This window comes from Microbacterium sp. Root553, assembly GCF_001426995.1.
Taxonomy (GTDB): domain Bacteria; phylum Actinomycetota; class Actinomycetes; order Actinomycetales; family Microbacteriaceae; genus Microbacterium.
Genome location: NZ_LMFY01000001.1, coordinates 2,821,790 through 2,836,943, shown reverse-complemented (window position 1 = coordinate 2,836,943; position 15,154 = coordinate 2,821,790). Strand labels below are relative to the sequence as shown.

Sequence of the window (15,154 nt, the reverse complement as noted above, 5' to 3'; positions counted from 1 at the left end):
CTCGATGAGAGGGGCGGATGCTGCGGCATCCGCCCCTTTCTCGTCGCACGACGCACCGAAGGAGCACGGCATGGAGAAGAGCTGGGACGAACGGATCGACGAGGTGTGGGCCGACGCCTCCGGGGATGAGGTCGGGGACGACACGATCGCGAGGATCGACGCCCTCGCCGCCGAGCGGGGGAGTGGCGATGCGCGCGCCGAGTTCGAACGCGCCGGTGCCCGCGACTCCGCCGGCCGCCCCGCCGAGGCCGTCGAGCTGTACCGGCGTGCGCTGGCACTGGGGCTCGACGAGGAGCACCGCCCGCAGTGCGTCATCCAGCTGGCGAGTTCGCTGCGCAACCTCGGCGAGTACGACGACGCTCTCGCCGTCATCCGCGCCGAGGAGGAGCTCTCTGCGGACGGCCCGTATCGGGACGCGGTGGCGACCGTGCACGCGCTGATCCTGGCGAGTGCGGGTCGTCCCGCGCAGGGTCTTTCGGTGGCCCTGCTCGCGCTGGTCCCGCATCTCCCGCGCTACCACCGCTCGATGACCGCGTACGCCCACGAGATCGCCGAGCTCGACGGCTGATATGCCGACGGCGAACACGGCCTGGGCGCTGCGTCGTCGCCGGTAGATTCGAATCACTGAAACACGGAATCAGGAGCTGACATGGCTGCAGAACCCCTCCTCGCTACGAGCGTCTTCGACAGACTGTTGAAGGACCGCATCATCTGGCTGGGATCGGAGGTGCGCGACGAGAACGCCAATGAGATCTGCGCGAAGATCCTCCTTCTCGCCGCGGAAGACTCCGACAAGGACATCTACCTCTACATCAACTCGCCCGGTGGGTCGATCACCGCCGGCATGGCGATCTACGACACGATGCAGTTCGTCCCGAACGACATCGTCACGGTCGGCATCGGCATGGCGGCGTCCATGGGACAGCTGCTGCTGACCGCGGGCACCAAGGGCAAGCGATACATCACCCCGAACGCCCGCGTGCTGCTGCACCAGCCGCACGGTGGCTTCGGCGGAACGTCGAGCGACATCCAGACGCAGGCCCAGCTGATCACGTCGATGAAGAACCGCCTCGCCGAGATCACCGCGGCGCAGACCGGCAAGTCGGTCGAGCAGATCAATGCCGACGGTGACCGCGACCGCTGGTTCACCGCCGACGAGGCGCTGGAGTACGGCTTCGTCGACCACATCCGCGACTCGGCCACCGACGTCATCGGCGGCGGCGGAACCGACCAGGACATCAAGTAACGGAAAGCGAAAGGACTCTCATGTACTCACCCACCTTCCGCTCTGCCGGCGACCTGCCTTCCAGCCGCTACGTGCTTCCTCAGTTCGAGGAGCGCACGGCCTACGGCTTCAAGCGTCAGGACCCCTACAACAAGCTGTTCGAAGACCGCGTGATCTTCCTCGGCGTGCAGGTCGACGACGCATCGGCCGACGACGTGATGGCCCAGCTGCTCGTTCTGGAGAGCCAGGACTCCGAGCGTGACATCACGATGTACATCAACTCGCCCGGTGGTTCGTTCACCGCGATGACCGCGATCTACGACACGATGCAGTACGTCGCGCCGCAGATCCAGACGGTCGTGCTCGGTCAGGCGGCGTCGGCCGCCTCCGTGCTGCTCGCGGGCGGTCACCCCGGCAAGCGTCTCGCACTGCCCAACGCCCGCGTGCTCATGCACCAGCCGGCGATGGGCGAGGCCGGGCACGGTCAGGCCTCCGACATCGAGATCCAGGCCGCGGAGATCCTCCGGATGCGCACCTGGCTCGAGGAGACCATGGCTCGCCACACCGGCAAGCCCGTCGAGCAGGTCAACCGCGACATCGATCGCGACAAGATCCTCTCGGCCGCCGAGGCGCTCGACTACGGCATCGTCGACCAGGTGCTCACCTCGCGCAAGCGCGCCTGATCACTGCGATCGGACAGGGACGTCGGCCTTCGGGTCGGCGTCCCTTCGTCGTATTCGGCCCCCGGCTCGACGGATGCGCGCGCCGACCGACGGTCTTTGCTCATGTGAGCAGGAGGGTGCGCGAACGGTGTTCCGGTCATAGACTGGAGCGGGAAGGAGGATGCCGTGGAAGACGAACTGACCATGGTCCGCGTCGCAGAGCTCTACTACGACGAGGACAAGACGCAGGACGAGATCGGCGCCCTCCTCGGCCTCTCGCGGTGGAAGGTGGGCCGTCTGCTCACCCAGGCTCGCGAGCGCGGCATCGTCCGCATCGAGATCGTGCATCCCCGCGCCCGGCGGCTCGGACTCGAGCGTCAGCTCGTCGAGCGACACGGGCTGGCTGCGGCCATCGTGGTGCCCGCGCCCGACGGCGATGACGGCACGCTCGAGAGGGTCGCCCAGGCCGCGGCCGACTTCCTCACCGCGATGCGCCCCGTTCCCCGCACGCTCGGCGTCAGCTGGGGACGCACGCTTCGTGCGGTCGCCGAAGCGCTGCCGGAAGGGTGGGCCACCGGGGTGACCGTCGTGCAGCTCAACGGAGGAGTGAGCCTGAACCGGCGATCCGGCGGGGCTGCGGGCCTCGCCGTGACGATCGCCCAGCGCGCATCCGGACACGTCTCGCTGCTCCCGAGCCCCGCGATCCTCGAACGGGTCGAGACCAAGCAGGCCATCGAATCCGACCGCACCGTCGCGGCGGTTCTCGAGGAGGCCGCAGAGGCCCAGGCGTTCCTGTTCACCGCAGGGCCCTGCGACGCCACCTCCGCCCACGTCGAGAACGGCTACCTCACGGCATCCGACGTCGAGGAGCTCGCGCGCCGCGGCGCCGTGGGCGATGTGCTCGGGCGGTACATCGACGCCGACGGCAACGTCGTCGACCCGCAGCTCGACGCCCGCACGGTCGGGGTGGAGCTCAGCCGGCTCCGCGGAGCCGAGCGCTCGATCTTCGTCACCGCCGGTGACGCCAAGCACGACATCGCACGCACGGTCGTCTCCAGCGGCCTGTGCAGCGTCCTCGTGACCGATGAGACCACAGCACGAGCATTGTTGGAGGAACAGTGACGACCCAAGAACTCAGCCGCAGAGCGGCGGTGGACGTCCTCGGCGGTGAGCCGGACGACGCCACGCTCCGCAGATTCCTGCACGGCCTCCCCGGCGTCGACGCCGTGGGACTCGAGCAGCGCGCCGCGGGCCTCGGAACGCGGTCCATCAAGACCACCTCCAAGGCGTGGGCGCTGGACACGATCATCAAGCTGATCGACCTCACGACCCTCGAGGGCTCGGACACGCCGGGCAAGGTGCGCTCGCTGGTCGCCAAGGCGAAGAACCCGGATGCCGCGGATCCGTCGACCCCCAGGGTCGCCGCCGTGTGCGTGTACGGCGACATGGTGGGCGACGCCGTCGCAGCTCTCGGCGACCTGCATGGCGACCCCGACGACGGGCTGATCTCGGTGGCCGCCGTGGCCACGGCGTTCCCGAGCGGACGGTCGTCGCTGGCGATCAAGCTGGCGGACACCGCCGAGGCCGTGGCCGCCGGGGCGGACGAGATCGACATGGTGATCGACCGGGGTGCGTTCCTGTCGGGCCGCTACGGTCTCGTCTACGACCAGATCGCACAGGTCAAGGAGGCGTGCCGCCGGGCCGACGGCTCCTACGCCTCACTCAAGGTCATCCTCGAGACGGGCGAGCTCAACACGTACGACAACATCAAGCGGGCATCGTGGCTCGGCATCCTGGCCGGTGGGGACTTCATCAAGACGTCGACCGGCAAGGTGCAGCCCGCCGCCACTCTTCCCACCACGCTGCTCATGCTCGAGACCGTGCGCGACTGGCATCGCGGCACGGGGGAGCGCATCGGGGTCAAGCCCGCCGGCGGGATCCGTGCCTCGAAGGACGCGGTGAAGTATCTCGTCACCGTCGCCGAGACCGTGGGCGAGGAGTGGCTCCAGCCGCACCTGTTCCGCTTCGGCGCCTCCAGCCTTCTGAACGACGTACTGCTGCAGCGCCAGAAGCTCACCACCGGACACTACTCCGGCCCCGACTACGTCACGATCGACTAGGAACCCTCATATGTCATTCCTGGAATACGCTCCGGCACCGGAGTCGAAGTCAGTCCTGAACCTCAAGGACAGCTACGGGCTGTTCATCGACGGCGAGTTCGTCGACGGCTCGGGCTCGAGCTTCACCACCATCTCACCCGCCGACGAGAGCCGCATCGCGGAGATCGCCTCGGCCTCCGATGAGGACGTCGACCGCGCCGTGGCCGCCGCCCGTCGTGCATACGACAGGACCTGGTCGAAGATGAGCGGTCGCGATCGGGGCAAGTACCTGTTCCGCATCGCCCGTCTCGTGCAGGAGCGCGCTCGCGAGCTCGCGGTCGCCGAGAGCCTCGACAACGGCAAGCCGATCAAGGAGAGCCGCGACGTCGACGTGCCCCTCGTCGCATCGTGGTTCTTCTACTACGCGGGCTGGGCGGACAAGCTCGACCACGCGGGCCTCGGTGCGGACCCCCGTGCGCTCGGCGTCGCGGGGCAGATCATCCCGTGGAACTTCCCGCTGCTGATGCTGGCGTGGAAGGTCGCCCCCGCTCTCGCGGCCGGCAACACGGTCGTGCTCAAGCCTGCAGAGACGACGCCGCTCACCGCGCTCATCTTCGCGGAGATCCTGCAGCAGGCGGACCTGCCGGCGGGTGTGGTCAACATCATCACGGGCGCCGGTGCCACGGGTGCCACTCTCGTGCGCCACCCGGATGTCGACAAGGTCGCGTTCACCGGCTCGACCGGAGTGGGCCGTGACATCGCGCGGGCCGTCGCGGGAACGAACAAGAAGCTCACGCTCGAGCTCGGTGGCAAGGCCGCGAACATCGTGTTCGACGACGCGCCCATCGACCAGGCGGTCGAGGGCATCGTCAACGGCATCTTCTTCAACCAGGGGCATGTCTGCTGCGCCGGAAGCCGTCTGCTCGTGCAGGAGTCGATCCACGACGAGGTCATCGATCGGCTGAAGAACCGCCTCTCGACGCTGCGTCTCGGCGACCCGCTCGACAAGAACACCGACATCGGCGCGATCAACTCGGCGGCGCAGCTCGCCCGCATCCGCGAGCTCAGCGACATCGGCGAGGCCGAGGGCGCGGAGCGCTGGACGGCGGACTGCGCGATTCCCGACAAGGGGTTCTGGTTCGCTCCGACGATCTTCACCGGTGTCGAGGCCTCGCACCGGATCGCCCGCGACGAGGTGTTCGGCCCCGTGCTGTCGGTGCTGACCTTCCGCACCCCCGCGGAGGCGATCGCGAAGGCCAACAACACGCCGTACGGCCTGTCGGCGGGCATCTGGTCGGACAAGGGCTCGCGCATCCTCGCGGTCGCCGACCGCCTGCGTGCGGGCGTGATCTGGGCCAACACGTTCAACCGATTCGACCCGTCGAGCCCGTTCGGCGGCTACAAGGAGTCCGGATACGGCCGCGAGGGCGGACGACAGGGCCTCACCGCCTACCTGAAGGGATCCGCAGCATGAGCAAGCGACTCAGTGTTCCGAAGACGTACAAGCTCGCCATCGGCGGAGCCTTCCCGCGCAGCGAGTCGGGGCGCACCTACGAGGTGCTCTCGGCCAAGGGCGCGTTCCTCGCGAACGCCGCCCAGGGGTCCCGCAAGGATGCGCGCGACGCGGTCGTCGCCGCCCGCTCCGCGGTCAAGGGCTGGTCGGGAGCGACCGCCTACAACCGCGGACAGGTGCTCTACCGGGTCGCCGAGGTGCTCGAGGGTCGCCGCGCGCAGTTCATCGACGAGATCACCGCGCAGGAGGGGGTGTCGGCATCGGCCGCCGCCGCCCAGGTCGACGAGGCGATCGACCTCTGGGTCTGGTATGCCGGGTGGTGCGACAAGTACGCGCAGGTCGCCGGCAACGCGAACCCTGTCTCCGGACCGTACTTCAACATCTCGGTCCCCGAGCCGACCGGTGTCGTCGCGATCGTGGCGCCGCAGGACTCGGCGCTCCTCGGACTCGTGTCGGTCGTGGCACCCGCCCTCGTCGCGGGCAACACGGTCGTCGTGATCGCGAGCGAGCGGCATCCGCTCTCCGCGATCAGCCTGGCGGAGGTGCTCGCGACGAGCGACGTGCCCGGGGGAGTGGTGAACGTGCTCACGGGGTCTCCCGCCGAGATGGCGCCGTGGCTCGCCTCGCACCAGGACGTGAACGCTCTCGACCTGGCCGGGGCCGGTGATCTCGACTGGATCGACATGCAGATCGCCGCCGCCGAGACGCTGACGCGCGTCCTCACCCCCGGACCGGTGACCGCATCGCCCGAGCGGATCGGCGCGTTCACCGAGATGAAGACGGTCTGGCACACCAAGAGCATGGTCTGAGTCGACCGACAGCAGGGCCCGTCTCGCAGATCCTGCGCGACGGGCCTTCGTCGTCCCGGTGGCGATGTCGATACGGACTCGAGATCTGCGCCGACGCTCCAATGCGTCCCGGTGTCGGGTGCACCGGTTAGGCTCAGTAGACGATCTCTGGATCCCCCTAGGAGGACGCGCATGGCCCGTATCGGTGAAAGCGCTGACCTGTTCAAGTGCTCATTCTGCGGAAAGAGTCAGAAGCAGGTGCAGCAGCTCATCGCTGGCCCCGGTGTGTACATCTGCGACGAGTGCGTCGAGCTGTGCAACGAGATCATCGAGGAGCGGATGGCGGAGTCCTCCGCCGAGGGCACGGCGGACTTCGAACTCCCCAAGCCCCGCGAGATATTCTCCTTCCTCGAGGAGTACGTGGTCGGTCAGGAGCCTGCGAAGAAGGCCCTGTCGGTCGCCGTCTACAACCACTACAAGCGCATCCGTGCCCACGGCACGCTGCAGTCGGCCGAGCAGAAGGCCGAGAGCATCGAGATCGCGAAGAGCAACATCCTGCTCATCGGCCCCACCGGCTGCGGCAAGACCTACCTCGCCCAGACCCTCGCCAAGCGGCTGAACGTGCCGTTCGCGGTCGCCGATGCCACCGCACTCACCGAGGCCGGCTACGTCGGTGAAGATGTCGAGAACATCCTGCTCAAGCTGATCCAGGCGGCGGATTACGACGTCAAGCGCGCCGAGCAGGGCATCATCTACATCGACGAGGTCGACAAGATCGCCCGCAAGGCGGAGAACCCCTCGATCACCCGTGACGTCTCGGGCGAGGGCGTGCAGCAGGCGCTGCTGAAGATCATCGAGGGCACGGTCGCCTCGGTGCCGCCGCAGGGTGGGCGCAAGCATCCGCACCAGGAGTTCCTGCAGATCGACACCTCGAACGTGCTCTTCATCGTCGCCGGTGCGTTCGCCGGCCTCGAGGACATCGTGTCGGCCCGCGTGGGAAAGCACGGCATCGGTTTCGGCGCCCCCCTGCACGACAAGGGCAAGGACCTCGATCTCTTCAGCGAGGTGCTGCCGGAGGACCTGCACAAGTTCGGTCTCATCCCGGAGTTCATCGGCCGCCTGCCCGTCGTCACCAACGTCTCGCCGCTCGACCAGGATGCACTGATCGACATCCTCACCGGACCCCGCAACGCTCTCGTCAAGCAGTATCAGCGCATGTTCGAGCTCGACGGCGTCGAGCTGGAGTTCGAGAAAGAGGCACTGCGCTCCATCGCCGATCTGGCCGTCGAGCGCAAGACGGGCGCCCGCGGACTCCGAGCGATCCTCGAAGACGTGCTCGGTCCGATCATGTTCGAGATCCCGTCGGCCGAAGACGTCGCCAAGGTCATCGTGACCCGCGCCGCCGTCGACGAGGGTGCCCCTCCCACGATCGTGATGGAGCGCAAGCGCAAGAGCGCGTGAGCCGGCCTCCCGCTCCCTGGCGGGTGGTCGACAGCGAGACCGTCGTCGCCGACCGCTGGATCCGTGTGCGTGCGGACGACTGCCGCGATGCGGAGGACCGTCGCATCGCGCCCTATTACGTGCTCGAGTACGGGGACTGGATCTCGGTGCTCGCGCTGGATGTGCACGGCGACGCGATCGTCGTCGAGGAATACCGTCACGGAGCGGGGATCATCGCCGTGGGGACGATCGGGGGAGGCGTCGAAGCCGGCGAAACGCCGATCGAGGCGGCGGCCCGGGAGCTGCGCGAGGAGACGGGGTTCGCGGCGGACGAGATCGTCGGACTCGGGTCCACGTGGGCGAACTTCGGCAACCACACCAACCGCGTGCATCACTTCCTCGCGCGCGGGTGCGTCCGCGTCGCGGACCAGGCGCTCGACGACAGCGAGGCGATCGCCGTGCACATCGTGTCCGTTGACGGTCTCGGCGACCACCTCGCCCAGAGCTATCACCAGCTCACCTGGTACAAGGCGATGGAGCTGCTCGGCCGCTGAGCGCCGCGGCGGACGGGAACCCCGCCGCGGACGGACGGACGGTCAGGCCTCCAGGCCCCGCCGCTTCAGCAGGGGCGCGATGTCCGCGGGACGGCCGCGGAAGTCGTGGTATGCCGCGAGCGGGTCCCTCGAGCCGCCGACACCGAGGAGGCGCGCACGGAACCGGTCGCCGTTGTCGCGCGTGAGCCCGCCGTTCTCGCGGAACCAGTCGACGGTGTCGGCGTCCAGCACCTCGCTCCAGATGTAGGAGTAGTACCCGGCGCTGTATCCGCCCGAGAACACGTGCGCGAAGTAGGTCGACGAGTAGCGGGTCGGCACGACCGGGTTGTCGAGACCGATGTCCGCGAGGGCGGCGGCCTCGAACTCCGCGACGTCCGCGATGTCGGCATCCGCTCCGATCCGATGCCAGGCCTGATCGAGCCAGGCCGCGGCGAGGTACTCGCTGGTGGCATGGCCCTGATCGAAGGTCTCGGTGGCACGCAGGCGCTCCACGACGGCCGGATCGAGCGGCTCGCCGGTCACGTGATGACGCGCGTAGTTGTCGAGCACCTCCGGCCACAGGATCCACATCTCGTTCACCTGGCTGGGGAACTCGACGAAGTCCCGGAAGACGTTCGTGCCGGCGAAGTGCGGGTACGTCACCACCGCGAACAGGCCGTGCAGGGCATGCCCGAACTCGTGGAACAGCGTGGTGACCTCGTCGAGTGTCAGCAGGGTCGGTTCTCCGTCGCCGGGGAGCGGGACGTTGAGGTTGTTGACCACGACCGGCGATGTGCCCCGGAGACGTGACTGGCTGACGATCGGGTTCATCCATGCGCCGCCGCGCTTCGAGTCGCGGGTGTAGAGGTCGAGCACGTACAGACCGAGCTCGCTCCCGTCGGCGTTGCGCACCTCGAACACCCGGGCTCCGGGGTGGTACGCGACCAGGTCGTGCCGCTCGCCGAAGGTGACGCCGTAGAGGCGGGTAGCGGCGAAGAAGACGCCGTCCTGCAGTACACGCTCGGCCTCGAACCACGGTCGCAGCGCACTCGTGTCGATGTCGTACCTCGCCGTGCGGACCTTCTCGGTGTAGAACGCCCAGTCGTGCGCCTCGACCGTGAAGGGGTCGGCCTCGGTCTCGTCGACGATCGTCTGCAACTCCACCTGCTCTGCGCGTGCGTTGCGGGCGGAGGGGGCGGCGAGCGCACGGAGCATGTCCTCGACGGCATCCGGTGTTCCGGCGGTCTCATCGGCGGTGACGTATGCCGCGTGCGAGGAGAACCCGAGCAGAGCGGCGCGCTCGGCGCGGAGGCGCACGATCTCACGCAGCACGGGGCGGTTGTCGTGAGCGTTGTCACGTGAGCCTCGGGCTCGTGAGGCGTCGAGGATGCGCCGCCGTGTCGTGCGATCGTGCAGCTGGGCCAGGTACGGGTGCCCGGTGAACAGCGGCAGCGCGATGAGGTACCCGTCGATGTCTCTGTCGGCGGCGGCTCGACGGGCGGCCGAGAGCTCTCCGGAGCTGAGACCGGCGAGCTCGTCGGCCGAGTCGAAGACGACAGCCAGATCGTTGGTGTCGTTCAGCAGATTGCGCTCGAAGGTGTTGTTGAGGGTCGACAGCTGCTGGTTCAGTGCCGTGAGGCGTGCCTTGTGCTCATCGTCGAGCGCCGCCCCCGCGAGCGTCATCTCCCTGTGATGGCGTTCGACGAGATACCGCTGCTCATCATCGAGCTCGAGCCGATCGAGCTGCGCGTGCACCTGCTGCACACGCCAGTAGAGGGCGGAGTCGAGGGTGATCGCATCCTGATGCGCGGCCATCAGCGGTGCGAGCTTCTCATCGATGTCCTGGATCTCGGGCGTCGCGTCTGCCGACGTCACCGTGTAGAACGCATGCGCCACACGGTCGAGCAGCTCGCCGGAGCGCTCGAGCGCCTCGATGGTGTTCTCGAAGGTCGGCATCGAGCGCACCATGGTGATCCGGGAGATCTCGGCGAGATGCCGGGCGAACGCCGCCTCGAACGCGGGCAGATAGTGCTCCGCGCGGATCGCGGCGAAGTCGGGCAGTCCGTAGGGGAGTGCGGACGGCTGGAGCAGAGGGTTCGAGTCGTCGGTCATCCACCGAGCCTAGCCACGACCGAGCGACCTCGGTGCGCGGCGACGACACCGACAAAGGCGCGGAGCGACGACGCCCCCCGCCGCCGGAGGCGTGCAGGGGGCGTCGTCCGTGCGGTGCGCTCAGTCCTCGAAGGGGCGGGCGATGACCTCGCCGGATGCCGTCTGCACGACCTCCCAGCCCGAGTCGAGCTCGGCGAGGGCGCGGCCTTCGAGCCACGTCAGCGTCCAGTGTCCGGAGAGTCCGCGGGATTCGACCTCCGCGATCGCGGGACGCAGCGAGGCGGGGACGGATGCGGGGGCCTCGGAGCCCGCCGCCCATCGCGTACCCAGCTGCATCAGGCGCCCTCGACCGGGGCGAGCTCGATCGCGGTGACCGCGAACACGTCGCCCACGGCGAGCCCCAGCTCTGCGATGCGCCCGACGGCCGACAGGTCGGCGGCGGCGGCTCGCAGCGCCTCGTACTTCTCCGCCGGAGCCGTGATCATCGCACTCGCGACCGGGGTCTTCTGCGATGCCTTCGCCTCGGTCTTCGCGCGACGGATGCTGATCAGAGCCTCGCTGGCCACGGACAGCACCGCGGGGTCTCCCTCGATGCCGAGCGGCTCGGGCCACGACGCCGTGTGCACGGACCCCTCCTCGAACCACGACCACACCTCTTCGGTCGCGAACGAGAGGATGGGCGCGAGCAGCCGCAGCAGGGTCGAGAGCGCGAGCCGCAGCGCGAGTGCCGCGGATGCCTGCCCCACATCGTTCTGGTTGTAGGCGCGCTCCTTGACGAGTTCGAGGTAGTCGTCGCAGAAGGTCCAGAAGAACGCTTCGGTGACCTCGAGCGCCTTCGCCTGGTCGTAGTTCTCGAACGCCTTCGTGGCCTCGGTGACCACGGCATCGAGTGCGGTCAGCATCGAGGCGTCGAGAGCATGTGTGACCTGCGCCCCCTCGGGCACGGGGAACGAGAGCACGAACTTCGCGGCGTTCAGCACCTTGATCGCGAGACGACGGCCGATCTTGACCTGGGTCGGGTTCTGCGGGTCGAAGGCGGCGTCCATGCCCAGGCGACTGGAGGCGGCCCAGTAGCGCACCGCATCCGATCCGTGGGTCTCGAGGATGTCCGCCGGGGTCACGACGTTGCCCTTCGACTTCGACATCTTCTTGCGGTCGGGGTCGACGATGAAGCCGGAGATCGCGGCGTTGCGCCACGGCGCGCGGCCGTCTTCCAGAGTCGAGCGCAGCATGGTCGAGAACAGCCAGGTGCGGATGATGTCCTGACCCTGCGGACGCAGGTCGAACGGGGCGGTGAGCTGCCACAGCTCCTCGTCACGCTGCCATCCGCCGGCGAGCTGCGGGGTGAGAGACGACGTCGCCCACGTGTCGAGGATGTCGGCCTCGGCCTCGAAGCCGCCCGCCGCTCCACGCTGATCCTCGGTGAAGCCCGCCGGTACGTCGGTCGTCGGGTCGATGGGCAGGGACGCGTGGTCGGGCGCGAGCACGCGGTCGTAGTCGCGGTCGCCGTTCTCGTCGAGTCCGTACCAGAGCGGGATCGGCACGCCGAAGAAGCGCTGCCGGGACACGAGCCAGTCGCCGGTCAGGCCGCCGACCCAGTTCTCGTAGCGCACGCGCATGAAGTCGGGATGGAACGCGACGTCCGTGCCGTGGCTGAGGAGCTGATCGCGCAGCTGCGTGTCCCTGGCGCCGTTGCGGATGTACCACTGGCGGGTCGAGACGATCTCGAGAGGGCGGTCGCCCTTCTCGAAGAACTTCACCGCGTGGGAGAACTGCTTTCCCACGGCGGTCATGTCGCCGGTCTCCTGCAGCTTCTCGACGATCGCCTTGCGCGCCGAGAACACGGTCTTGCCGGCGAGCTCTGCCGTGTACCAGTCGATGGCCTCGGCGTTCGCGACGATCGACGGCGCGGTGGGCAGGAAGCGTCCGTCCAGTCCGATGGTCGTCATGTTCGGCAGGTCTCCGCCGTCGACGGTGCGCAGTTCGCGCCACCAGATGATGTCGGTCACGTCGCCGAAGGTGCAGACCATGGCGGCGCCCGTGCCCTTGTCGGGCTGAGCGAGGTGGTGTCCGTGGATCTCGATCTCGGCACCGAAGAACGGTGTCCGCACCTTCGTGCCGATCAGATGCTTGTGCGGTCCCTCGGGGTGCGTCACGATCGCGACGCATGCGGGGAGCAGCTCGGGGCGGGTGGTCTCGATCGTGATCGAGCCGGATCCGTCGGAGAAGGGGAAGTCGATCGTGTGGTAGGCGGCCTGCTGCTCGCGGTCCTCGAGCTCCGCCTGAGCGATGGCCGAGCGGAAGTCGATGTCCCACAGGGTCGGCGCGAGCGACTGGTACGCCTCGCCGCGCTCGAGATTGCGCAGGAACGCGAGCTGGCTCTGACGGATCGTGTCGTCGGAGATCGTGCGGTAGGTCTGGCTCCAGTCGACCGAGAGGCCCAGCAGACGGAACAGGGCCTCGAACTGCTTCTCGTCCTCGAGCGTCAGACGCTCGCACAGCTCGATGAAGTTGCGTCGGCTGATCGGCACCTGGTCGGCGGCTCGGCTCGACTTGTTGTCGCCGCCCTCGAACGGCGGCGTGAAGTCGTTCTGATAGGGGAGCGTCGGATCGCAGCGCACCCCGTAGTAGTTCTGCACGCGGCGCTCGGTGGGCAGGCCGTTATCGTCCCAGCCCATCGGGTAGAACACGTTCTTTCCGCGCATGCGCTCGAAGCGCGCCTTGACGTCGGTGTGGGTGTACGAGAACACGTGGCCGATGTGCAGGCTGCCGGATGCCGTCGGCGGAGGGGTGTCGATCGAGTAGACACCCTCACGGCCGGACTGCGCGGCGCGGAGTCGATCGAAAAGGTAGGTGCCCTGCGCCGACCATGACTCACCCCACTTCGCTTCGAGACCTTCGAGTACGGGCTTGTCGGGAATCACGGACATGGAGGTCTCCTCGAGCGATGTGTGCGGCACTGTGTGAGCGTGCCTGAGTGTGGGTTGTGCCCCACAGTCTAATCGCCCCGGTCCCGGCGAGCCCTCGTCGCAGCCCCGGCAGGCGTCCCGACGCCCGGGGGTGCCTGCAGGATCTACAATTGCATCGAGTCCAAGAACTGATGCATCCGCGTCATCTCCCCGCATTCCCTCCCGAGGAACAGCATGCCCCACTCTCTTCTGCGCCGCGCGATCCCGCTCGGTGCCGCCATCGCCGCGAGCGCCCTCCTGCTGAGTGCCTGTGCGGCACCCGCATCCGACGCGGACGGGGGCGAGCTCGTGTGGTCGATCGAGGGCGCGAACCTCGCGGCCGGGCACATGGACCCGCAGGTGAGCCAGCTCGACGTCTCGGGGATGGTGCAGCGTGCCGTGCTGGACTCCCTGGTCTTCCAGGAGGACGACGGTTCGTTCACCGCATGGCTGGCGAAGGACTGGAAGGTCTCGGACGACAGCACCGAGTACACGTTCATCCTCCGCGACGACGTCACCTTCACCGACGGCGAACCGTTCGACGCCGAGGCGGTCAAGGCGAACTTCGATCGCATCGTCGACCCCGAGACGGAGTCGGCGCAGGCGGCCAGCATGATGGGGGCGGACTTCTACGAGGGCACCGAGGTCGTCGACGAGCACACCGTGACGGTGCGCTTCAGCCAGCCGTACGCGCCGTTCCTGCAGGCCGCGAGCACCCCGCAGCTGGGGTTCTACTCTCCGGCGGTCCTCGCGGACTCCGCGGACCAGCTCAAGGCCGGCGGCCCCGGCATCACGGTGGGAACCGGGCCCTACGAGCTCACCGAGTACACGCCGGATCAGGAGATCGTCTACACCCGCAACGACGACTACGCCTGGGGTCCGCACGGCTCGAAGGCACCGGGCGTCGAGACGCTGCGCGTGGAGATCCAGCCCGAGGCGTCGGTGCGCACGGGTGTCATCGAGAGCGGAGAGGCCGACCTCGCCAGCAACATCCCGCCGAACCTCGCGAGCGGCCTGGGAGACGGCATCACGGTGGATTCCGTCGAATACCCGGGTCTGCCGTACTCGCTGTACCTCAACGAGAAGTACGGCGTGTTCGCCGACGAGAAGGTGCGTCAGGCGTTCGCGCGCGGCATCGACGTCGACGCGGCCGTCGAGGAGATCTTCTTCGGTCAGTTCCCTCGCGCGTGGAGCGTCCTCGGGTCCACCACCCCCGGCTATGACGCGGCGCTCGAGGGCGAGCACCCGTTCGACCCCGAGGCAGCGGGTGCGCTCCTCGACGAGGCCGGCTGGACGGCGCGCGACAGCGACGGCATCCGCATGAAGGACGGCCAGCGGCTGTCCGTGCGATGGATCGCGTGGACGCCCGTGCCGGACGACCGGAAGGCTCTCGCGAACGCGATCCAGTCCGACCTCAAGAAGATCGGTTTCGAGGTCGTGCGCGAAGAGCTCGACCCCGGCGCGTACAACGAGCAGTACGAGCCCAAGACCTTCGACCTCACCGACTGGGGCTTCTCGGGCGTCGATCCCGACTTCCTGCGCGCGCACCTGCACACGGACGGGTTCCAGAACGCGTCGCAGGTCACCGATCCGAGTGTGGACGCCCTGCTCGATCAGGCGGTCGCGTCCAGCGATCAGACGGTCCGCGACGACATCTACACGCAGCTGCAGGAGTGGAATGCCGAGTACACGGCGATCGTCCCTCTCTACAGTCCCTCCGCCATCACGGCCGTGGGCGAGCGTGTCGACGGCCTGACATACGACCTGTACGGGCGCCCCCTGTTCTACGACGTCAGCGTGGGCTGACCGCCGGAACCCCGGGCCCCTGTGACGC

At 68.2% G+C, this 15,154-nt stretch carries 13 protein-coding genes; 10 read left to right on the top strand and 3 right to left on the bottom strand.

Annotation, left to right across the window (positions count from 1 at the left end; all coding sequences use genetic code 11):
* Positions 1-70: 70 nt before the first annotated feature.
* From ASD43_RS13370 to ASD43_RS13330, 9 genes are all read left to right on the top strand, one after another.
* A complete protein-coding gene (locus tag ASD43_RS13370; protein ID WP_056418422.1) occupies positions 71-568 on the top strand; it encodes a tetratricopeptide repeat protein in 498 nt (165 codons plus the stop codon).
* An 81-nt stretch (positions 569-649) separates the two neighbouring features.
* Positions 650-1,246 carry an ATP-dependent Clp protease proteolytic subunit gene (locus ASD43_RS13365; protein WP_056418418.1) on the top strand — a complete coding sequence of 199 codons (597 nt, stop codon included), beginning with the start codon at positions 650-652 and terminating at the stop codon, positions 1,244-1,246.
* Positions 1,247-1,266: 20 nt separating this feature from the next.
* Positions 1,267-1,908 carry an ATP-dependent Clp protease proteolytic subunit gene (locus tag ASD43_RS13360; protein WP_045253790.1) on the top strand — a complete coding sequence of 214 codons (642 nt, stop codon included), beginning with the start codon at positions 1,267-1,269 and terminating at the stop codon, positions 1,906-1,908.
* Positions 1,909-2,073: 165 nt separating this feature from the next.
* Positions 2,074-3,009 (top strand): sugar-binding transcriptional regulator, encoded by a 936-nt coding sequence (locus ASD43_RS13355; protein ID WP_056418415.1) that lies wholly within the window; start codon positions 2,074-2,076, stop codon positions 3,007-3,009.
* On the top strand, positions 3,006-4,007 hold the full coding sequence (gene deoC / locus ASD43_RS13350) for a deoxyribose-phosphate aldolase (protein WP_115760490.1): 1,002 nt from the start codon (positions 3,006-3,008) through the stop codon (positions 4,005-4,007). Before ASD43_RS13355 ends, deoC begins: the two co-directional genes overlap by 4 nt.
* A gap of 10 nt (positions 4,008-4,017) precedes the next feature.
* On the top strand, positions 4,018-5,460 hold the full coding sequence (locus ASD43_RS13345) for an aldehyde dehydrogenase family protein (RefSeq protein WP_056418412.1): 1,443 nt from the start codon (positions 4,018-4,020) through the stop codon (positions 5,458-5,460).
* Positions 5,457-6,308 carry an aldehyde dehydrogenase family protein gene (locus tag ASD43_RS13340; RefSeq protein WP_056418410.1) on the top strand — a complete coding sequence of 284 codons (852 nt, stop codon included), beginning with the start codon at positions 5,457-5,459 and terminating at the stop codon, positions 6,306-6,308. Before ASD43_RS13345 ends, ASD43_RS13340 begins: the two co-directional genes overlap by 4 nt.
* A gap of 171 nt (positions 6,309-6,479) precedes the next feature.
* Positions 6,480-7,748, top strand: a complete 1,269-nt coding sequence (clpX, locus tag ASD43_RS13335; RefSeq protein WP_056418408.1) for an ATP-dependent Clp protease ATP-binding subunit ClpX — start codon at positions 6,480-6,482, stop codon at positions 7,746-7,748.
* Positions 7,745-8,281 (top strand): NUDIX hydrolase, encoded by a 537-nt coding sequence (locus ASD43_RS13330; protein ID WP_082539396.1) that lies wholly within the window; start codon positions 7,745-7,747, stop codon positions 8,279-8,281. Before clpX ends, ASD43_RS13330 begins: the two co-directional genes overlap by 4 nt.
* 42 nt (positions 8,282-8,323) lie before the next feature.
* Here ASD43_RS13330 and ASD43_RS13325 read toward each other — a convergent pair whose 3' ends face one another.
* From ASD43_RS13325 to valS, 3 genes are all read right to left on the bottom strand, one after another.
* Positions 8,324-10,372 carry a M3 family metallopeptidase gene (locus tag ASD43_RS13325; protein ID WP_056418404.1) on the bottom strand — a complete coding sequence of 683 codons (2,049 nt, stop codon included), beginning with the start codon at positions 10,370-10,372 and terminating at the stop codon, positions 8,324-8,326.
* A 120-nt stretch (positions 10,373-10,492) separates the two neighbouring features.
* The gene (locus ASD43_RS13320; protein WP_056418402.1) at positions 10,493-10,708 is read right to left on the bottom strand and encodes a hypothetical protein; all 216 of its coding nucleotides are present in this window, start codon (positions 10,706-10,708) and stop codon (positions 10,493-10,495) included.
* Positions 10,708-13,302: a valine--tRNA ligase gene (gene valS / locus ASD43_RS13315; RefSeq protein WP_056418398.1), complete on the bottom strand. Its 2,595-nt coding sequence runs from the start codon at positions 13,300-13,302 to the stop codon at positions 10,708-10,710. Before valS ends, ASD43_RS13320 begins: the two co-directional genes overlap by 1 nt.
* 213 nt (positions 13,303-13,515) lie before the next feature.
* On the opposite strand from valS, the gene ASD43_RS13310 reads away from it, so the two are divergent.
* Positions 13,516-15,126: an ABC transporter substrate-binding protein gene (locus tag ASD43_RS13310; RefSeq protein WP_056418396.1), complete on the top strand. Its 1,611-nt coding sequence runs from the start codon at positions 13,516-13,518 to the stop codon at positions 15,124-15,126.
* Positions 15,127-15,154: the final 28 nt, after the last annotated feature.